The organism is Eggerthella sinensis (genome assembly GCF_003339815.1).
GTDB classification, from domain to species: domain Bacteria; phylum Actinomycetota; class Coriobacteriia; order Coriobacteriales; family Eggerthellaceae; genus Eggerthella; species Eggerthella sinensis.
The window spans coordinates 22,325-40,401 of the sequence record NZ_PPTT01000004.1; the positions used below are offsets into that span (position 1 = coordinate 22,325).

General features: G+C 69.1%; 19 protein-coding genes and 1 tRNA gene. 13 read left to right on the plus strand and 7 right to left on the minus strand.

Annotated elements, in window-relative coordinates; translation table 11 throughout:
- Genes C1876_RS02910 through C1876_RS02930 form a run of 6 tightly spaced genes read left to right on the plus strand, consistent with a single transcriptional unit; the run spans position 1 to position 6,150 of the window.
- Positions 1–441: a hypothetical protein gene (locus tag C1876_RS02910; protein ID WP_114545231.1), complete on the plus strand. Its 441-nt coding sequence runs from the start codon at positions 1–3 to the stop codon at positions 439–441.
- Between the two features lie 4 nt (positions 442–445).
- Positions 446–4,702 (plus strand): phage tail family protein, encoded by a 4,257-nt coding sequence (locus tag C1876_RS17580; RefSeq protein ID WP_158544577.1) that lies wholly within the window; start codon positions 446–448, stop codon positions 4,700–4,702.
- 14 nt (positions 4,703–4,716) lie between these two features.
- Positions 4,717–5,001 (plus strand): hypothetical protein, encoded by a 285-nt coding sequence (locus C1876_RS02920; protein WP_114545232.1) that lies wholly within the window; start codon positions 4,717–4,719, stop codon positions 4,999–5,001.
- Between the two features lie 30 nt (positions 5,002–5,031).
- Positions 5,032–5,265: a phage holin gene (locus C1876_RS02925; RefSeq protein WP_114545233.1), complete on the plus strand. Its 234-nt coding sequence runs from the start codon at positions 5,032–5,034 to the stop codon at positions 5,263–5,265.
- Between the two features lie 2 nt (positions 5,266–5,267).
- On the plus strand, positions 5,268–5,411 hold the full coding sequence (locus tag C1876_RS17585; RefSeq protein ID WP_158544579.1) for a hypothetical protein: 144 nt from the start codon (positions 5,268–5,270) through the stop codon (positions 5,409–5,411).
- Positions 5,401–6,150 carry a peptidoglycan recognition protein family protein gene (locus tag C1876_RS02930; protein WP_114545234.1) on the plus strand — a complete coding sequence of 250 codons (750 nt, stop codon included), beginning with the start codon at positions 5,401–5,403 and terminating at the stop codon, positions 6,148–6,150. The genes C1876_RS17585 and C1876_RS02930 overlap by 11 nt, the downstream gene beginning before the upstream one ends.
- A gap of 106 nt (positions 6,151–6,256) precedes the next feature.
- Here the strand turns inward: C1876_RS02930 and C1876_RS02935 are convergent, their stop codons facing one another.
- The 3 genes from C1876_RS02935 to C1876_RS02945 form a co-directional block, all read right to left on the minus strand.
- Positions 6,257–6,439, minus strand: coding sequence for a hypothetical protein (locus tag C1876_RS02935; RefSeq protein WP_114545235.1), 183 nt, complete (start codon positions 6,437–6,439; stop codon positions 6,257–6,259).
- A 4-nt stretch (positions 6,440–6,443) separates the two neighbouring features.
- Positions 6,444–6,752 carry a hypothetical protein gene (locus C1876_RS02940; RefSeq protein WP_114545236.1) on the minus strand — a complete coding sequence of 103 codons (309 nt, stop codon included), beginning with the start codon at positions 6,750–6,752 and terminating at the stop codon, positions 6,444–6,446.
- Between the two features lie 417 nt (positions 6,753–7,169).
- Positions 7,170–7,244 (minus strand) — tRNA-Thr (locus C1876_RS02945).
- A gap of 195 nt (positions 7,245–7,439) precedes the next feature.
- Between C1876_RS02945 and C1876_RS02950 the strand changes: the two genes are divergently transcribed.
- Positions 7,440–7,982: a VanZ family protein gene (locus tag C1876_RS02950; protein WP_114545237.1), complete on the plus strand. Its 543-nt coding sequence runs from the start codon at positions 7,440–7,442 to the stop codon at positions 7,980–7,982.
- A gap of 162 nt (positions 7,983–8,144) precedes the next feature.
- Positions 8,145–9,896: a diguanylate cyclase gene (locus C1876_RS02955; protein WP_114545238.1), complete on the plus strand. Its 1,752-nt coding sequence runs from the start codon at positions 8,145–8,147 to the stop codon at positions 9,894–9,896.
- Here the strand turns inward: C1876_RS02955 and C1876_RS02960 are convergent.
- Positions 9,868–10,914, minus strand: a complete 1,047-nt coding sequence (locus tag C1876_RS02960) for a hypothetical protein (protein ID WP_114545239.1) — start codon at positions 10,912–10,914, stop codon at positions 9,868–9,870. The genes C1876_RS02955 and C1876_RS02960 overlap by 29 nt on opposite strands.
- 443 nt (positions 10,915–11,357) lie before the next feature.
- Between C1876_RS02960 and C1876_RS02965 the strand changes: the two genes are divergently transcribed.
- Genes C1876_RS02965 through C1876_RS02985 form a run of 5 tightly spaced genes read left to right on the plus strand, consistent with a single transcriptional unit; the run spans position 11,358 to position 15,800 of the window.
- Positions 11,358–12,056, plus strand: a complete 699-nt coding sequence (locus C1876_RS02965; protein WP_114545240.1) for a lantibiotic protection ABC transporter ATP-binding protein — start codon at positions 11,358–11,360, stop codon at positions 12,054–12,056.
- A complete protein-coding gene (locus tag C1876_RS02970) occupies positions 12,053–12,829 on the plus strand; it encodes a lantibiotic immunity ABC transporter MutE/EpiE family permease subunit (RefSeq protein ID WP_114545241.1) in 777 nt (258 codons plus the stop codon). Before C1876_RS02965 ends, C1876_RS02970 begins: the two co-directional genes overlap by 4 nt.
- Positions 12,830–12,858: 29 nt before the next feature.
- Complete coding sequence (locus C1876_RS02975) at positions 12,859–13,674, plus strand: ABC-2 family transporter permease (RefSeq protein WP_244910015.1); 816 nt, start codon at positions 12,859–12,861, stop codon at positions 13,672–13,674.
- A gap of 48 nt (positions 13,675–13,722) precedes the next feature.
- On the plus strand, positions 13,723–14,385 hold the full coding sequence (locus tag C1876_RS02980; RefSeq protein ID WP_114545242.1) for a response regulator transcription factor: 663 nt from the start codon (positions 13,723–13,725) through the stop codon (positions 14,383–14,385).
- Entirely contained in the window at positions 14,373–15,800 is a 1,428-nt protein-coding gene (locus C1876_RS02985; RefSeq protein WP_114545243.1) for a HAMP domain-containing sensor histidine kinase, read from the plus strand. Before C1876_RS02980 ends, C1876_RS02985 begins: the two co-directional genes overlap by 13 nt.
- Here C1876_RS02985 and C1876_RS02990 read toward each other — a convergent pair.
- The 3 genes from C1876_RS02990 to C1876_RS17590 all read right to left on the minus strand — a co-directional run bounded on the left by C1876_RS02990 (position 15,797) and on the right by C1876_RS17590 (position 18,031).
- Positions 15,797–16,408, minus strand: a complete 612-nt coding sequence (locus C1876_RS02990) for a type 1 glutamine amidotransferase family protein (RefSeq protein ID WP_114545244.1) — start codon at positions 16,406–16,408, stop codon at positions 15,797–15,799. The genes C1876_RS02985 and C1876_RS02990 overlap by 4 nt on opposite strands.
- A gap of 62 nt (positions 16,409–16,470) precedes the next feature.
- Positions 16,471–17,397 (minus strand): helix-turn-helix transcriptional regulator, encoded by a 927-nt coding sequence (locus tag C1876_RS02995; protein WP_114545245.1) that lies wholly within the window; start codon positions 17,395–17,397, stop codon positions 16,471–16,473.
- Positions 17,387–18,031: a class I SAM-dependent methyltransferase gene (locus C1876_RS17590; protein ID WP_158544581.1), complete on the minus strand. Its 645-nt coding sequence runs from the start codon at positions 18,029–18,031 to the stop codon at positions 17,387–17,389. The genes C1876_RS02995 and C1876_RS17590 overlap by 11 nt, the downstream gene beginning before the upstream one ends.
- Between the last annotated feature and the right edge of the window lie 46 nt (positions 18,032–18,077).

Consider the following 18,077-nt stretch of genomic DNA (forward strand, 5'->3'; position numbering starts at 1 on the left):
ATGTTCGACGAATTCAAGCGGGCTATCGACACGACGTTCGGCGAGTGGATCGAGAAGTACAACGGGTTGATCGACAAGCTCGACGGGCTGCCGATACCGACGGCGTTCGGCAGCAACACCACCATGAGCTATCTGAAGTTCGCAAACGGCAAGATATTCATGTGGGGCCGCATCGACTGCGGCACGAAGTACCCGTGCACGGACGAGAGCGGCAACGGGTACTGCTCGGCAACGGTCGACATGTCGTTCCCCGTTCCGCTCGTCAAGGACACGCCCACCGTCATACCCTACGTCCAGGCGTACCCGTGGAGCAACGTCTGGTTCCTGTCCCGCACCGTGACCTACACCGGGATGAACGGGTTCTTCTACTCGCAGTCGATGGACAAGAACGCGAACAACAAGAAGATCATCCACCTGCTCGTCGTCGGCGATTGGAAATAGCCCCATGTGGCGCGTCTTCTACGGCCCGGACGTCATATACGACCCGCGCGACCCAGAACTGACCCTGACGGGGATGGAGGGCGCGGCCGCGCTCACCGAGGCCGGCGAGTTCTCGTTCACGATGCCGCCCGCGCACCCCTTCAGCGGGCGCATAGAATGCCTGCAGAAAGACGTGGAGATCGTCGTCGAGCAGGACGGCGAGACGGTGTTCTGCGGGCGCGCGATGGTCGAGGCGCCCGATTTCCTGGGCAACGTCACCTACACCTGCGAGGGCGAGCGGGCTTACCTCAACGACATCGTCCTGCCCGCCTACTCCACGGTCGACAAAGAAGGCTTCGAAAAAGCTCCCGCCCAGGTCGACGCGCTGTTCAACTGGTACGTCGCCGAGTACAACTCGCGCGTGTCCCCTCGACATCGCTTCATCGTCGGCGTCAACGAGGGAGCGCAGCTCGATCCCAACAACCACCTGCTGCGCGAGTCCTCCCAGCGCCCGACCGTCTGGGCCGAGATGAGGGAGAAGCTGATCGACAAGCTGGGGGGCTGGGTTCGCGTGCGCCACGAGGGCGGCATGCGCCGCATCGACTGGCTCGCCGACGGCGGCAAGGCGTGCGCGCAGAGGATCGAGTTCGGGGTGAACCTCATGGACTACGCCCGCGAGCGCAACTACCTGGAGTACTGCACCAAGATCGTCCCCGTCGGCGAGGACGACGACGGCAACGAGGTCACGATATCCTCCCTCCCGGACGGCGCGCTGCAGGAGGGCTACGAGAAGCGCGGCGACGGCGTCGTGTCGATCGAAGGGGAGCGCAAGTACGGCATCGTCGAGAAGGTCGTGGAGTTCGACGACGCTTCCACGCCCGCTTACTTGCTGAGCGCCGGAACGCGCAACCTCGTCAACCGCCGCGTCGGCGACACCCTGGAGATAAGGGCGGTCGACCTTCACCAGGTCGATCCGTCCGTAGAGCGCATAACGCTCGGCAGCTACGTGCGGGCCACCTCGAAGCCCCACGGGCTCGACGAGTACTTCCTGTGCTTCCGCATCCCGTTCAACCCCGGGGAGCCGGGAGGGTGCGCCTACACCCTCGGCAACACCTACGACACTCTGACGGGAAAGCAGTCCTCGAAGCTCGCCGCGCTCAACGGGTCGATCAACAAGACGTACGAGGCGATGGCCCCTATCGACCAGGCGGCGAAGGACGCGGCCAAAGCGGCCCAAGCCGCCAAGGACAGGGCCGACGCCGCCCAGGGCTCGGCGGACGCCGCCAAGGAGGCCGCCGACAAGGCGAAGGCCGAGGCCGACAAAGCCGCGGCCGATGCGATCCAGGCGGCGAAGGACGCGCTCGAAGCGAAGCGCGAGGCCGACGGCGCGACGGCCAAGGTGGAGATCGTCGAGACGGACGTGACGGCGGTCAAGCAGGCGGTCGCGGCAGCGCAGGGCGCGGCGGACGCGGCGGGCGAGGCGGCCGGCAGCGCGGCGGCCAAGGCCGATGCGGCCAACAAGGCGGCAACCGACGCGAAGTCGGAGGCCGCAAGCGCCCTCGCCGACGCGGGCGGCGCCATCGCCACCGCCGAGGCGGCCCAGGCCGAAGCCGCCAACGCCAAGGCCGACGCCGCCGAGGCGCGCGCCGAGATCGCCGGGCAGATCAAGACCGTGACCGACACCATGGCCGCCGATTACAGCCGCAAGACCGACCTCACGCAGACCGAGGCCAAGCTGGTCTCGGAGATCGAGCGCAGCGCGGCGGGCATCACGTCCACCGTGGCTGAGACGTACGCCAAGAAGACCGACCTCACGACCGTCGAATCCGGCCTGCAGACGCAGATCACGCAGAACGCGGGGGCCATCGAGTCCACGGCGAAGTCCGTCGCCAAGGCGGACACCAAGGCCAACGACGCCGCCGAGAAGGCCGCGGCGGCCGGAACCGCGGCGTCCAAGGCGCAGGCCGACGCCGCGGCCGCCAAGTCCAACGCGACGGCCGCCCAGACGGCGGCCGACGCGGCCGCGAAGAACCTCGCCGTCGCCGAAGCCAACCTCGACACGGTGACCGCGCACGTAGGCGCGACGGAAGCCGACGTCAAGGCCGCCGAGGCCGCGGTGGCCGCCGCGAAGAGCGCCGCAGACGCCGCCCAGAGCGCCGCCACGACGGCCAAGGCCAACGCGGAGACGGCTCAGGCGACGGCCGATGCGGCCAAGACTGCGGCAACCAACGCTCAGAAGGCGGCCGACGCGCTCGGCACGAGGGTCGCGGCCGCCGAGACGAAGATCACCCAGACGAGCGAGCAGATCAAGCTGGCTGCGACGAAGGCGGAAGTGGCGACAACCCTCGGCGGCTACTACACCAGCGCGCAGACCGACGCCGCCATCAAGGTGCGGGCGGACGCCATCACCTCCACGGTGTCGAGCGTCAAGGCGACGGCGGATGCGGCGAAGAAGAAAGTTGTGCATGCGACGTCGGGCACGAGCGGGACGGCGGGCATCCTCCTCCTTGCCGAGATATCGGTCAGAAGCGCGTACGCGAACACGCCTATCGCCGTCGCGGTGTCCCAGCGCGGCCGCCAGCCCTCGACCGCGTACATCGAGTTCTCGAGCGCAAACTCCACCGACCCTGGCGTGTCGAAGTTCGAGCACGACGGGGATTCGACGTTCTATCTTGGCAAGGCGTCCTCGGGGGTTTGGAATTTGTACTGCCCGAAGACGGAGGCTTACGACACCGCGACGGTCACCGGGTGCGACGTGGACGAGTACCTCACGTCGAGGATCGCCATCGCGTGGAAGACGACGCAGGTAGCAGCGGTTGCGAACCTGCCGTCCGGCTACCTGACGGCGAAAAAGCTCGTTAGCAAAGAGCCCGCCGACGCGATCGCCACGAAAGCCGAGCTGAAGATCGAGAGCGACCGTATAACGTCGAACGTCAGCGAGACGTCCGGGCTGAAGACTCGCGTGTCCACCGTGGAGCAGACGGCGAGCGGCCTGTCCGTGAGCCTGGGAAACACCGACAAGGCGGCGGCCGCGGCGAAGACGGCCGCCGACGCCGCCAAATCGACCGCCGACGCGGCAAGCGCTAAAGCAGCTGCGGCGGCGGGCGACGCGACCGCCGCGAAGAACAGCGCCGCAGGCGCGGCCGCGACGGCCAACGCCGCCAGCACCGCAGCGGGGACGGCCAAGACCGCGGCCGACGCCGCGAGCGCCAGGGCCGCGACGGCCTCAAGCGACGCCTCCGCAGCCAAGACCGCGGCGGGCACGGCGGCCACGACGGCCAACGCGGCCAAGACGGCCGCCGACACCGCCAAGTCCACGGCCGACACGGCGAAGGCCAACGCCGCCACGGCCCAGTCTGCAGCCGACGCCGCCAAGACGGCGGCGGACGCTGCCGCCAAGACGGCCACGAACTACATGGAGTACACGTCCTCCGGCCTGGACGTGGGCAACAAGGCGTCGGGCAAGTGGGCGGGGTTCCGCTCGCGCATGGCTGCTGGTGCGTTTCAGATCCTCGACGCGGCGGGCACGATCGTAGCGAGCTACGGCGCGAGCGTCGTCGAGATCGGGCGCAACGCCAAGACCGCCGTGGTCAAGCTGTGCGGCGGCATCGGCGAGATAGCCGGCTCGGTCGGCGCGACGCGCGACCTCCTCAAGGTCTCGTCGAACGGCGACCTGTGGATCAAGGGCTACGGCGTGACCGTCGAGGGCGACCACCTCGAGCTCGTCGGGGGGAGCAGCGCGACCCTCAACGGCCGCAGCGTGCCGGGCATGGAGTCCTCGGGCGGGTACTGGGGGCTGGTGGCCCCCGACGGCAGCGCATCGGCCTACGTCCGCACGACCTCGTCGGGCATCATCCCGTACCAGTCCGGCGGCGCGTCGTCGATCGGCACGGCGGGCTGGCCGTTCAACAGCATCTACGGCAAGGCCGTCTACGTCGACGGCGTGTCGCTCGCCAGCACCGTGTCCGACTCGGGGTGGGTGTGGCTGAAAGGCCCGTCCGGCACCGACAAGCAGGGCGTCAAGTACCGCCTCAAGGCGGGCGTGGTGTACCTGGTCGCCGACCTCGGCGGGGACAGCGGGATAACCGTCGCGAGCGGCGGAACCTCGCTCGGGACGCTGCCGGCTGGCTACCGGCCGGCGTCGACGGTCCTTGCGGCGTGCACGGGCAAGGGCAACAACCTGGGCCAGCTGCGCGTCACCCCCGCGGGGGCCGTGACCGCGTTCCTGTTCGGCTCCAGCAGCGCCTACTTCGCGGCGTCGCTGACCTACCCGGTGGGATGAGAGGGGGTGATGGATTGGACCCGTGCATGGAGCACTCGGCGCACGAGAGGGCGATACGGACGCACGACGGGCGGCTCGACGCCCACGGCGACGAGATAGACGGCCTGCGGGAGTGCGTCGTGAGGCTCACCGCCCTGCAGGAGCAGCACACGGCGTGGCAGGAGGCCGCCGACGAGCGCATATCCGCGCTCGAGGCGGCGCCTGCGAAACGCTGGGAGCACGTCACCGACTACGTCCTTACGGCGGTCGTGGGCATCGCGATCGGCATCGTCGCGACGCATTTCGGCATCGGCATGTAGGCAAACAAACATCTAGAAGGAGAATCGAAAATGAGCAAGGAAAAGGTAAAGGCGATCGCGACCCTGGGCGTCGCGCTGCTCGCGCTGGCGCTCGTGTTCGCCATCGCGTTCGGCATGGTCGACGCCGACGCGCTCACGGGGGCCGTGGCGGCGGTGCTCGCCATCGGCACGACCATCGTCGCCTGGTGGCGCAACAACAACGTGACGCAGGCCGCGCAGGACGCCCAGCAGGTGCTCGACGGCCTCAAGAAAGGGAAGGAGTAGCCGTGGAGGCGCGGGAGATGTGCGTGGAGGAGGCCGTGCGGGTGGCGTGGCCCGACGCCGAGGCCGCCGAGGCGTGCCCGGTGGCCGAGATGACTTTGGGAGAGGCTATGGCGCTGGTCGGGGAAGGGGAGGGCGATGGCGATTAGGGTGCTCGACCCCCGGTGGTCGCCGAACCGCAACGCCGGGGGCAACTCGCGCTCCGGCATCACGGTCCACCATGCCGCCGGCACGAGCTTCGAGGCGATCGGGTCGACGTTTCAAGATACATCCCGCCAGACGAGCGCCCACTGGGGCGTCGGCCCCGGCTACGCCCAGCAGTACGTCGCCGAGGGAGACATAGCCTGGCACACGGGCAACGCGCGTGGAAACCGCGAGACCGTCGGCGTCGAGTGCCTCAACTCGGGCGGCGAGGGCGCAGGTTGGCCCGTTGCCGAGGAGACGGTGGACGCGCTCTGCGAGCTGGCCGCGGCGATCGCCGCGCGCAACGGCATGGGCGAGCTGGAGGCGGGGCGAAACCTGTTCGGCCACCGCGACTGGTCGGCGACGGCATGCCCGGGCGTGCTCTACGCGCGCCTGGCCGAGATAGCGGAGCGCGCCAACGCGATCAACCGAGGCGAAAACGAAGAATACGGCAACAACGACGATAGCGAGGAAACCATGCAGTGCATCATCCAGCCCAACGGGCAGAACAAGCTGTGCTACTTCGACGGCCAGAAGATCCACTACCTGGCCCACATGGACCAGGTCACGGCCCTCAACATGACCTACCGCGCCTGCCACGGGCGCGACATCCCGTGCTTCGCGCTCGGCACGCCCGAGGCCCCCTACGCCGGGCGGCTCCTGCAGGCGCTCAACGAAGACGACCCCAACTTCGCGTCGTTCTAAGAGGGTTAGCTTGGGGCCGCTCTGCATCGGCTCGCGTAGCGCAAAAAAAGAGGGGAAGCGGTCATCGCGGCTTGCTTCCCCTCTTTTTCGTCGTCGCGCCCTTTCGCTATTTCGACCGCTTCGCCATGTCCTCGCGGATCAGCCGGCGGACGTAGGCGGCCTTGCCCTCGTCGATGCCGTCGAGCCATTCGATGATGTCGCGGTCGGCGGGGAAGAGCTTCACCTGCAGGTTGACTGTGTTCTCGGACTTGTACTTGACGTTCGCTCGCCGCTGCGCCTCGCTCTCCATGGGGTTAGCCCCGCTCTTCCGCGTCGAAGTCTGCCTGCCCGTATTCCTTGTACTTCACGACGTCGGCGTCCACCGTGTAGCCGTCGTCGTCAACGACGCTGCGGCACAGCTCGCATGCCATGTACTTCTTCCTGACCGCTTCCGGCCCGGAAGCGCCGCGCTCGTCGAGCCAGTCCTGCCGCACGTCTACCTCGTCGAAGAACGTGCGCGCCTCATCCTCGCTGTCGAACCCGCGCACGTCGCGCTCGCTCTGGTCGTCCCATTGGACGCCGGCGCGCTCGATGGCGTACTGCTCCACGGTGTACTCGCTCATGGTTTCCCTCTTTCGTCGGTTCGGTCTATACTATACGGATCGGCCATGATTATCCAGCGCCAGGGGCGGGGTGCCGTCCCCCTCGAAGGTTCCGGCACCCTCCCGACTTAGCGGCGGCTCAGAAGGTTGATTCGGATGGTGAGCGTCATCCGAACCCGCCAGAGCCTTATCGAGATACTCATGGCCGTTCTCCTTTCCATTTCCTGCGGGACGGCCCCTTGCCCTCCCTGTGGTTAACAGTATAGTACATGTACTATAACAATGCAATATGAAGTATCAAGAAATGCGTGCGAAAAGATGCAACAACGTGCAACATCTTAGGGGAATTTAGGGGAACTTAGGGTGGAAAACGTACGAATGTACTAACAATGAAAAAAGAAAAGCGGATGCAAAAACATCCGCTGATCAGGGTTTTCGTGGAGCCAGTGACAGGAATCGAACCTGCAACCCACAGTTTACAAAACTGTTGCGCTACCGTTGCGCCACACTGGCAATGCGTTGATCGTGCCTGCGTATTGTACGACAACGCGTCCGTTTCGGGAAGCGCATCGGCGCTCTTCGCGGTCGCATTCCTTAAGAACCTCTTAAACCTTGCTGAATGAGCGGAAACGACGTTCCCGCCGCGCCGTTTCGGCCGCGCCCGCCGTTCTATGCTTGCTGCGTTGGAATGCGAGAAAGGGACGGCTCATGGAAAAGATCGAAGGGGAAGCACGCAGGGGATCGTGGCTCGACGCGCGCGGGCTGACCGTGGCGATGCTCGTGGTGTACCTGGCGGCGCTCGTGTGGATCATCCTGTTCAAGATGCAGTTCGGGCCGGACGTGTTCGGCACGATGCGCAGCGTGAACCTCGTGCCGTTCGCCGGCGCGCTCGTGGTGAACGGCGCGGCGAACTACGGGGAAGTGGTGGAGAACCTGCTGGCGTTCGTTCCGTTCGGCCTGCTCATAGCCATGTTGGAGCCGCAACGCTCGTTTGCGGCGAAGCTGGCGCCCATCGCGGGCACGAGCCTGGCGCTCGAGGTGCTGCAGTTCGTCTTCGCAGCCGGGGCGTCCGACATCACCGACCTGCTGTCGAACACGCTGGGCGGTGCGATCGGCCTGGGCCTGTACGCGCTCGTGCGGCTGCTCGCGTCGTCGGACGCGCGCGCCCTGCGCGTGTGCAACGGCGTGGCCCTGGCGGGAACCGTGGCGGTGCTGGCGCTCATCGGCCTGCTGGTGGGAGCGAACCGGTAGGCGCGACGAGCGCGGTGCGACGGGCGGCGACGGGGCCGGACGGGTGCCCCGGTTACGGTTTGCTTCAATGCTTGCTTGAAGGTATATACTCGCGTGAGGTATGTCGGGAATCCTCCGGGAGGCGGCTGCGGCCGTGAGGGGAGGACAAGCGAGAGGAAAGCGATGAACCCCCTGTTCGACCAGGCTCGAGCGTTTGTGAGCGACACGGTGCGCCAATTCTACGCAGGGCCGGGCGCCGAGCAGGTGGTGGAGCGCTTCGCCGACGACTTCTCGTGGATCGGCGCCGGCGAGGTGGAGTTCTCGGCCGACACCGCCGAGATCGTGTCGTACATGCGCGAGCGCGCCCCGCTCGCTCCGCCCTGCGAGGTGCTCGACGAGGAGTACCGCCTGGTGAACGTCACGGAGTGCGGCTGCACCGTCATGGGTCGCTACCGCGTGCGCACGGCCGCCGATTCGGGGCTCGTGCTGGAAGAGTGGCAGCGCTGCAGCTACGAGCTCGTCGACGACGACGGCGTGCTCAAGATACGCCACGTGCACGTGTCGAGCCCCTACCAGCCCATGAAAGACGAGTCGTTCTTCCCGTTCGAGGCGGGCGCGCAGAGCTACGCGTACCTGCAGCAGCTCGTGCGCGAGAAGACGGCCACCATCGACCTGCTCACCCACACCATCACGGGCGGCCTCAAGATGTGCAAGGACGACGAGGACTACACCCTCACGTACGTGAACGAGGGCCTGGCCCGCATGCTCGGCTACACCATCGAGGAGCTCGAGGAGGTGAGCGGGGGCACGGCGCCGGGGCTCGTGTACGAGCCCGACCGCGAGCGCGCCCTCGCCGACGTCGCACGCTGCTTCGCGGACGGGCCCACGTACGAGACCGAGTACCGCGTCCGCCGCAAGGACGGCTCGCTCGCCTGGGTGCTCGACTCAGGGCGCCGCGTGCAAACCGACGATGGCGCGGCGTTCGTCGGCAGCGTGCTCATGGACATCACCACGCGCAAGGAGGCCGAGATCGCGCTTTCCTTCGAGCAGGAGCGTTATCGCGTGGCGATGCGCAGCGTCACCGACGTGCTGTTCGAGTACGACATCGAGCAGGACGTGCTCGTGGAATACGAGCGCGTGCCCCATGCGAGCGAGAACGCCCTGCCCGAGGAGCGTCGGTTCGAGCGCTACTCCCAGGAAGTGAGCGGGGGCTCGCTCATGCACCGCGAGGATTTCGAGCGGTTGTCCGAAGAGTTGCTGAGCCACGAGCAGGCCACGCTCGACATTCGCCGACGCTTCGACGACACGCCCGAGGACGAGTGGCGGTGGACGCGCATCCATGCCATGATGCTGTACGACGACAACGGGGCGCCCGTGCGCACCATCGGCAGCTGGAAGGACATCACCGACGAGCGCCGTCGTCTCGAGAGCCTGGTCGACCAGGTGCGTCGCGACCCGCTGACGAAGCTGTTCAACCAGAGTGCGGTGGCCGAGTTCATCGAGCCGCTCGTGCGCCGATGCGCCATGCGCGCGACGGGCGCGCTGTTCGTGGTGGACATCGACGACTTCAAGGGCGTCAACGACACGTACGGCCACCTGGCGGGCGACGAGCTGCTCATGGGCATCGCCCGGGCGCTCGAAGAGGCGCTCGTCGAGCAGGATGCGGTGGTGGCCCGCGTCGGCGGCGACGAGTTCATCGCCTTCCTGCCGCACGCCGACCGGGCGCGTTCGTGCGAGGCCGCGCTGCGCGTGAACGACCGGGTGAGGCGCGTGTGCGACGCGTCGGCGTGCGTGACATCGAGTGTGGGCGTTGCCCTGGCGGGCGTGGACGGCGACACGTACGGCGCGCTGTTCGCGGCGGCCGACCAGGCGCTGTACCGGGCGAAGGGCGAGGGCAAGAACCGCGTCAGCTTCGCGGAAGCACCGCGTTCCTGAACGCGGCGGCCTCGTCGGGACTCACCTTGATCGCGCGCACGGTGCGCGGCGCGCCCAGAAGCCCGCGCACCTCGATGGGCTCCTCGAGCTCGATCCAACACGGCTGCGCGCCCATGGCGGCGAGGTTGAGGCGCTCGCGCTTGCCCGCCGCGGGCTCCTGCGAGCCCACGCGCGCCACGAGGGCGAGGGGGACGCGCTCGCAGGAGAGGAGGCCCCAGCGCGCCACGAGCTCGGTGTCGCTCACGAGCAGCGGGTTGAGCACGACGGCGCGCGCGTCGGCCACCATCCACAGCACGGTGTAGGCCGACAGGAGCGTGAGCAGGCACGCCGCCAGGACGCTCCACCGCGCCACGAGGAGGTGCACCGCCACCGTCTCCACCGCCATCACGCCCAGCATGACGCCCACGACGGCCACGTAGCCGCTCTGCTTGTGCGACGAGAACGCTCGGTAGCCGGCGGGCACGTGCGGGGCGCGGCGCCACGAAGCCGCCGCGTAGTACCACATGGTGCACTCGAGCCCCGCCAGGCGGGCGGCGCGCTCGTTGCCCACGAGCGCGAGAAACGCCCCCGAGAACCAGTCGAGCGGCTGCTCCGATGCCGTGCGGGCGGCGCGGTAGGCGCGCGCGAACCGCCGCAGCTCGTGCACGGCGATGCACCCCTCCACCGCCACGGCGCCCACGCTGAGCGGCAGCAGCAGCGAGAACTGCCCCGGGGTGGCGAACTGCAGCGACACGAAGCTGCCCGCCCAGATGACCGGCAGCACGAGCAGGGGCGAAAGCCCGCCTCGTCGCACGACGAGGACGTAGAACAGGGTGGGCACGCACACCATGAGGTCGAAGGGCGCGGCCATGTTCGCCGTGAAGGCGCGGCCGGCGGCGGGCACGGCGGCCGCGCAGGCGAGGTCGATGCCGTACAGCGCAAGGCAGGCGAGCAGCGGCAGGGCGATGCGACGCAGCGTGCGCGCGGCGGGCGCGGGCGAGGACGTGGGGGAGGGGGCGGATGCGGGAGCTGGGGTCATGGGCGGCCTCCGTTCGAGCGGGCGATGCTTTCAGTATACGCGAAGCGACGGGGGAGCTCGGCCGGCGTGAAGCCGATTGGATCTAGCGGGCTTGCGCCGCGGTCGTCCGGCGGCGCTTCGGGGTGCGGGGGGGGGCTTGCTGCGCGTTCGCTCGTCGGGAAAAGCGAGGTGGGGAGCTCCTTCGATGGCAGAGAATTGCCAATATGAACGATTTTTGGAACGAGGAGAAATCACCACCAGGTATTTTGCCGAAATCGAAAGCGAAGAACGCCAAAGAATCATGCATAGTTGCAATTTCGTGCCAGCGAGGATGCAGAAGCAGTACGACGGGAGTGGCGATGGCGCTGCATTCTGCGCCCCGCTTTCTTTCCTTTCCGCTCCCTTTAACGATTCTTTAGAAACGGGGCGCATCCTGTATCTTGACCGAGAGAAAGGAAGAATCAATGAGCTCCCTGTTGGAAACGCATGCGCTCACCAAAACGTTCAAAGGACAGACGGCCGTCGACCGCGTGTCGCTCAGCGTGCCCGAAGGCGCGGTGTACGGTCTCTTGGGGCCGAACGGCGCCGGCAAGTCGACGCTGCTCAAGATGGTCACCGGCATGCTGCGCCCCTCGCAGGGCGGCATCTCGTTCGCGGGTCATCCGTGGACCCGCGACGACCTCAACGACATCGGCGCGCTCATCGAGACGCCGCCGCTCTACGACAACCTCACCGCGCGGGAGAACCTGCTCGTGCGCACGACGCTGCTCGGCCTTCCTGCAAGCCGCATCGACGAGGTGCTGGCCACCGTGGAATTGACGAACACGGGCTCGAAACGCGCGGGGCAGTTCTCGCTCGGCATGAAGCAGCGCCTGGGCATCGCGCTCGCGCTCGTGGGGCATCCGCGGCTGCTCATCCTCGACGAGCCGACGAACGGCCTCGACCCCGTGGGCATCCAGGAACTGCGCGCGCTCATCCGGTCGTTTCCGAAGCGCGGCATCACCGTGGTGCTGTCGAGCCATATCCTGGGCGAGGTGGAGCACGTGGCCGACCTCGTGGGCATCATCGTGGACGGCCGTCTGGCCTACGAGGCGCCGCTCGACGCCGAGGTGGATTTGGAGAAGCTGTTCATGGACGTGTGCATGGGGAGGGCGGTGGCATGATGGGGGTTGCGACGGGAACGTTCGGCTCCGTGTTCAAGGCGGAGGTGCTCAAGGGGCATCGCGCCGCGCCGCGGAAAGTGGCGCTCATCGCGCCGTTGCCGTTCTGCGCGCTCGGCGTGCTGTCGTCGGGGGTCATCCCGGGCACGGGGGCCGTCGGGGGCATGGCCACGACCATGTGGAACTACTGGTACGCGCTCATGATGCCCATCGCCATCGCGCTCATCTGCGCGTCCATCGCGAACATGGACGCACGGCAGAAGCTGCGCCCGGTGCTGGGGCTGCCGCATGCGCCGGCGCGCACGTGGTGGGCGAAGACGGCCTACGCGCTGGCGCTCGTGCTGGGCGCGAACCTCGTGGTGCTTGCCTTCTCCACGGTGCTCACGGCGCTGGGGGCCGAGGGACCCGGCTTCGCGGACGGGCTGGCCACGGCGGTCGTCCTCACCGTGGCGAGCTCGTGGATGGTGCCCGCGGCGCTTGTGCTCACCCTGCGGTTCGGCACGCTGGCCGGCATCGCCATTCCGGCGCTCGTGCAGGTGGGCGTGGGCATCGCGCTGTGGACGTCGAGCGCGTGGTTCGCGTTTCCGCCGGCCGTCACGCTGTGCGCGGCGTCGCCGTTCACCGGCGTGGCGCCCTCGGGCGTGCCGCTCGAGGCGGGCGACGCCTTGGGCGTGTTCGGCTGGGAGGCAGCCGTGGGGCTGTTCGTGGCGATGGGGCTGTTCACGCTGCTGGCCATCGCGGGCGCGGCGTGGTTCTCGAAGCGCGAGGCCGCATGATGGCGGCTCGGGACGGAGGGGCGCCGGCTGTGGCGCGCGTGACGTTCGCGCACGCGCTGCGCTCCGAGGCGGTGCGGCTGCGGCGCTCGCCGCTCGTGTGGCTGCACGCGGTGCTGGCGACCGTGCTCGGCGGGCTCGCCGGCGCGTACTTCGCGTTCGCGGCATGGGACTCGCTCATGGGATGCGACGCGTTCTTCCAGCTGCTGGGCGCGGGCGCGCCGCTTCTGGCGGGCATCTCGTGCGGGTTGGCGGCGGATGCGGAGCAGCGCGCAGGCGACGGGGCGAACCTGCTGGGCGTGTCGTCGCGCCGCGCGGCGCTCGCGGCGAAGCTCGTCGTGCTGCTGGGGCTGGGCTTGGCGGCCGCGGCGCTCGCGGCCGTGCTGTTCTGCGCGGCGCTGACGCTGGCGGGTCGGGAGCTGCCCGCGGCGTCGGCCATCGCGCTCGCGGTGGTCGGCATCGCCGCGGGCAGCGCGTGCACGTACGCGATCTTCCTGTGGATCGCGCTCAAGTTCGGGCGCAACGCCGCCATCGGCATGGGCGCGCTCGGGTTCATTGCGGCCATGGCGCTGCTGGGCGGTTTGGCGAACGGGCTGGTGAGCGATACGCTTTCGGGCGGCGCGGGCGTGCAGATTGCCGCGTGGGTGCCCTTCGCGTGGCCGTCGCGCCTGGCGACGCTTCCCCTGGAGACCTCCATCGCGGCGGGCATGGGCGCGCTCGCGCAGGCCCAGGCGCTCTCGGCGGTCTACGCGGCCGTGGGCGGCGTGTGCGTCGCGGCGACGGCGGTGGTGGGCGCGGCGGCGCTCGCGCTCGCGAACCGGTTCGAAGGCCGCCGCGGCGGGGAATAGACTCGCGCGGCGCCCGTGGTACACTCGCACGATTGAAAGGAGCGAAAAATGGCACGCATACTCGCCGTCGACGACGAGGCGGCAATCAGGAACCTGCTCGAGCGCGCGCTCGGCAAGGACGGCCACGAGGTGCGCTGCGCCGCGTGCGCCGAGGAGGCGCTCGCTCTGCGCCTCGACCGCTACGACCTCGTGCTGCTCGACGTCATGATGCCCGGCATGGACGGCTTCGAGCTGTGCCGCCGCATGCGCGATCTCACCGACGCGCCCATCCTGTTCCTCACCGCGAAGGCCGCGGAGGAGGATGCTGTGTTCGGCCTGGGCGTGGGCGCCGACGACTACGTGCGCAAGCCCTTCGGCGCGGCCGAGCTGCGGGCGAAGGTGGCCGCTCACCTGCGGCGCGAGCGTCGCGAGCGCACGCACGCGCTGTCGTTCGGCGACGTGCGGCTCGACCTTGCCGCGCGCGAGGCGTACGTGCGCGATGCGCGCGTGGCGCTGACAAAAACCGAGTTCGACGTGTGCGAGTTCCTGGCGCGCCGCCCCGGGCAGGTGTTCTCGCGCGATCAGATCGTGGAAGGCGTGCTGGGGTGGGATGCGGAAAGCGGCGCGGCCACCATCTCGGTGCACGTGGGCAACGCCCGCGCGAAGCTCAAGGCGGCCGGCGCGGAGCCGATCGAAACCGTGTGGGGGGTGGGGTACAAATGGACGGCGTGAGGCTGGGCGGCGCCCGCGCCTCCAGCGCGCGGCGGCGCGGGCTTCCGCTGTCGGTGCTCATCCTGCGCTACTTCGCCTACGTGCTGGCCGGTGTGCTGGCGGCGGCGATCGCCGCGTACCTGGCGTTCGCCATCGGCGTCGGCGGCAGCTCCGTGTACCCGGCGAACTACGGCGACACGGCGCTCGAGGAGACGACGGCGCGCATCGTCGCGCTGGAGGGCGACGACCTCGACGCCTTCGACGCCGCCATCCCGTCGTGCTACCGGTGGGCCCTGTTCGCCGCGGACGGGGCCTATCTTGGCGGCGACATGGGGCAGGGCGCGCGCGAGGCGGCGCACGAAGCCGCCTTCGACGGCCTGGCGATAGCGTACCACCAGCTCGGGATGACGCGCTACGAGCCGGTGACGCTCGACGACGGGTCCGTGTGCGTGCTCATGTACGAGTACCTGCCGCAGTTCGTTTCGAAGGGGCTGCGCGACGCGCTGCCGAACCCGCAAAACCTCATCGTGGGCATGTTCGCGCTGCTGTCGGTGCTCGTGCTCGTGGGGGTTGCCGCGCGGGCCGCGCGGGTGATCTCGCGCAAGATGCGGCCGCTCGAGGAAGCTGCGCGCCGCATCGAGGAACGCGACCTCGACTTCGCGGTGGGCTCGTCGCGCGTGCGCGAGATCGACGACGTGCTGGGCGCCATGGACGACATGCGCGCCTCGCTCAAGGACTCGCTCGAGGCGCAGTGGAGAAGCGAGCAGGCGCAGCGCGAGCAGGTGGCCGCGCTCGCGCACGATCTGAAGACGCCGCTCACCGTGGTGCGCGGCAACGTCGAGCTGCTGCTGGAGGGCAGCTTGGACGACGATGCGCACGCCTGCGCCGTCGATGTGGCCGAGGGGGCGCGCCAGATGGGGACGTACCTCGACGCGCTCATCGACGTGTCGCGCGGCCGCGCGCTCACGTTCGCCCCGACGGCCTGCGACCTGCGGGCGTGCACGGCGCGCCTGCGCGCGTCGGCCGAAGCGCTCGCGGCGGCGAGCGGCGTGCACGTCGCCTGGCGCGAGGACGCGCAGCTGCCCGCGACGCTCACGATGGACGAGACGCTCGTGGAACGGGCGGTGATGAACGTGGTGACGAACGCGGTGGAGTTCGCGCCCGCGGGCTCGACGGTGAAGGTGGACGTGCGCGGCGAGGGCGACGACGTGGCGCTGAGCGTGTCCGATGCCGGCCCCGGCTTCTCGCCCGAGGCCCTGCGCCGCGGCTGCGAGCGCTTCTACCAGGGAGATCCCGCCCGAAGCGATCGCGGCCACAGCGGCCTGGGGCTCCACGTGGCCGCCGAGGCCGCCGAGCGTCACGGCGGCACGGTGGAGCTTGCCAACCGCGAGGACGCCCCGGGCGCCCGCGTGACGCTGCGGCTGCCGCGCGCTTAGGCGGCGTCGGGGGCCTGGGGGTAGAGCCCGTCCTTGTTGAAGCCGTACCAGGAGTCGAGGTAGGCGGCGGGCCGCGCTTCGAGGGCGTGCAGCACGAGGCGGGCGAATTCGAGGGCGGCGCTGCCGTTCGCCGTGATCACGCCCTGATCGACGACGGCCTGCGCTTCCACGAAGCGCGCAGCGCCCCGGTAGCGCGGCGCGCCCTGCTGCACGAACTCGAGCGTGTTGCCCGTGTGGGCGCGTTCGTCCAGGAAGCCGTGCTCCGCCAGGAACGTGGCGGCGTTGCAGATGCCGCCCACGAGCGCCCCCGCCGCCTGCACGCGCTCCACCAGCGGCAGCACGGCGTCGTTGCTCCCGTCGAGCCACGCGTCCCCTCCGAGGAGCAGCAGGGCGCAGGCGTCGGCGGGCGCTTCGCCCACCGCGTAGTCGGGCAGCACGTTGAAGCCGCCCATCGAGCGCTTCGGCGCGCCGTCGAGGGCGACCGTCTTCACCGTGTACGGCGACGGCTCGCCGTTGAGCTCCCGGTTGAGCTCGGCGCAGACGTAGGCGCCCTCCCAATCGGCGAATCCGTCGAATACGAACGCGAGCACGGTTTTCTTCTCTTGCATGGCACATCCTTTCCGTAAGGGGTCGTCCGCCATGCTAGAGGAGGAACCATGACAGCGTTATGTCATGGTTCTCGCACCTGCACGAGATCGCCGAGATTCTTTGCTGTCCGGTGCGCCCATGCCACGTTGTCGGTGCGGAAGCGCACGACGCCCCGGTCCGACCCCTCGTCGCGGTAGAGGAACCGGGCATCCAGGGCGCCGGCCAGCGCGAACTCGTCGGCGGCGCGGTAGTCCAGCTCCACGAGCACCGTACCGGGCGTCTCGCTCTCGGCGGGCAGCAGCAGGGGAGCGTCGAAGGACGCGGGCGCGGCCGGAAGCGCCTCGCGCGGCTCGAACGTTTCGTCCAATACGTCGAACTGCGCGATGCGCTGCAGCTTGAACGTGCGCACCTCCGCGCGCGTGCGGCAAAAGGCGCGCAGGTACCAGCTCGTCTGCCGGAAGAGCAGCTGCATCGGCTCGACGGTGCGCGCGCCGCGGCCCGAACGCGAGACGTACACGAGGCGCACGCGGCGCCGCCCGCGCACGGCTTCCAGCAGGCAGGACAGCTTCTCCTGCACGATGCTGTCGGCGAACCACGACGAGAAATCGATAGCCACCGGAGCGTCGTCGGACGTTGCGTTCGCCGCGCGCCCGTCGGCCGTTGCCGCGCCCGCGCCGCCGCGTGCGCCTGCGCCCGGCACGAGCCGCGCGATGAGCTGCGTCACGGCCTTGTCGCCGTCGACGCTGCGCAGGGCCTCGAGCGCCGCGTGCAGCATGGCCGCATCGTGCGTGCTCAGCAGGTCGCGGCGCACCTTGAACCCGTCGAGCACGCCCACGCCGCCGTGCGCGCCCGGGGTGGTGACGAGGGGCACGCCCGCCTGCGCGAGCACGTCGAGGTCGCGCGCGATGGTGCGCTTCGACACCTCGAACCGCGCGGCGAGCGCCCCGATGGTGGTGTGCCGCGTGTCGGCGAGCACGCCCATGATGCCCAGCAACCGTTCAGTCCGCATGCGCCCGCCCCCTTCCCGCGATGCCCGGCATGCGCGCGACGGCCACGCACAGGGGCTGTTGAGCCTCGAAGAGGCGTTGCTGCTCGACGGCAAGGCCGTGCGATTCGAGGAACGCGACGTAGTCGTCGGCGGTCCAGGCCCAAGCGGGGGAGAACCCCGCCGCGCCGATGAGCTTCACGAATCGTTGGGCCTCGGCATGCGACGCGTTGACGTAGGTGGGCAGAATGAGCAGGCCGCCCGGCTTCGTCACGCGCGCGAGCTCGGCGAGTGCGACGTCCGGGCGCTCGAGCAGGTGCAGCACGTTCGCCGCCACTGCCGCATCGAACGTCGCGTCGGGAAACGAGAGCGCCGTGACGTCTTCGACGGAGCATGCCACGTTGACGAATCCGCGCCGCGCCGCCTTCGCGCGCGTGCGCTTCGCCATGGCAGGCGCGTAATCGCATGCGTCCACCCGCGCGACGCGGGGCGCCAGCGCGCAGGCGAACAGGCCCGTCCCGCACGCCGCGTCGAGTATCCGCGCGTCCGGCGCCACGAGTTCGGCCGCGTACGATGCCGCCCGCTCGGCCGCCGCGCCGCGCGTTTTCATCACCAGGTCGTACAGCCCGGCGAATCGGTTCCAAAATCCTTTGTCCATGTGCGCCGTCTCCTCGGTTTCGCGATGATCGTCCCAGTATAAGGGG

What these genes read in the sequence shown, in the direction of transcription:
- C1876_RS17590 (WP_158544581.1), bottom strand. Translation starts at nt 18,031, where the DNA reads ATGGACAAAGGATTTTGGAACCGATTCGCCGGGCTGTACGACCTGGTG.
- C1876_RS02995 (WP_114545245.1), bottom strand. Translation starts at nt 17,397, where the DNA reads ATGCGGACTGAACGGTTGCTGGGCATCATGGGCGTGCTCGCCGACACG.
- C1876_RS17580 (WP_158544577.1), top strand. Translation starts at nt 446, where the DNA reads ATGTGGCGCGTCTTCTACGGCCCGGACGTCATATACGACCCGCGCGAC.
- C1876_RS02985 (WP_114545243.1), top strand. Translation starts at nt 14,373, where the DNA reads ATGGACGGCGTGAGGCTGGGCGGCGCCCGCGCCTCCAGCGCGCGGCGG.
- C1876_RS02965 (WP_114545240.1), top strand. Translation starts at nt 11,358, where the DNA reads ATGAGCTCCCTGTTGGAAACGCATGCGCTCACCAAAACGTTCAAAGGA.
- C1876_RS02955 (WP_114545238.1), top strand. Translation starts at nt 8,145, where the DNA reads ATGAACCCCCTGTTCGACCAGGCTCGAGCGTTTGTGAGCGACACGGTG.
- C1876_RS02960 (WP_114545239.1), bottom strand. Translation starts at nt 10,914, where the DNA reads ATGACCCCAGCTCCCGCATCCGCCCCCTCCCCCACGTCCTCGCCCGCG.
- C1876_RS02950 (WP_114545237.1), top strand. Translation starts at nt 7,440, where the DNA reads ATGGAAAAGATCGAAGGGGAAGCACGCAGGGGATCGTGGCTCGACGCG.
- C1876_RS02910 (WP_114545231.1), top strand. Translation starts at nt 1, where the DNA reads ATGTTCGACGAATTCAAGCGGGCTATCGACACGACGTTCGGCGAGTGG.
- C1876_RS02930 (WP_114545234.1), top strand. Translation starts at nt 5,401, where the DNA reads ATGGCGATTAGGGTGCTCGACCCCCGGTGGTCGCCGAACCGCAACGCC.
- C1876_RS02940 (WP_114545236.1), bottom strand. Translation starts at nt 6,752, where the DNA reads ATGAGCGAGTACACCGTGGAGCAGTACGCCATCGAGCGCGCCGGCGTC.
- C1876_RS02990 (WP_114545244.1), bottom strand. Translation starts at nt 16,408, where the DNA reads ATGCAAGAGAAGAAAACCGTGCTCGCGTTCGTATTCGACGGATTCGCC.
- C1876_RS02970 (WP_114545241.1), top strand. Translation starts at nt 12,053, where the DNA reads ATGATGGGGGTTGCGACGGGAACGTTCGGCTCCGTGTTCAAGGCGGAG.
- C1876_RS02925 (WP_114545233.1), top strand. Translation starts at nt 5,032, where the DNA reads ATGAGCAAGGAAAAGGTAAAGGCGATCGCGACCCTGGGCGTCGCGCTG.
- C1876_RS02980 (WP_114545242.1), top strand. Translation starts at nt 13,723, where the DNA reads ATGGCACGCATACTCGCCGTCGACGACGAGGCGGCAATCAGGAACCTG.
- C1876_RS02935 (WP_114545235.1), bottom strand. Translation starts at nt 6,439, where the DNA reads ATGGAGAGCGAGGCGCAGCGGCGAGCGAACGTCAAGTACAAGTCCGAG.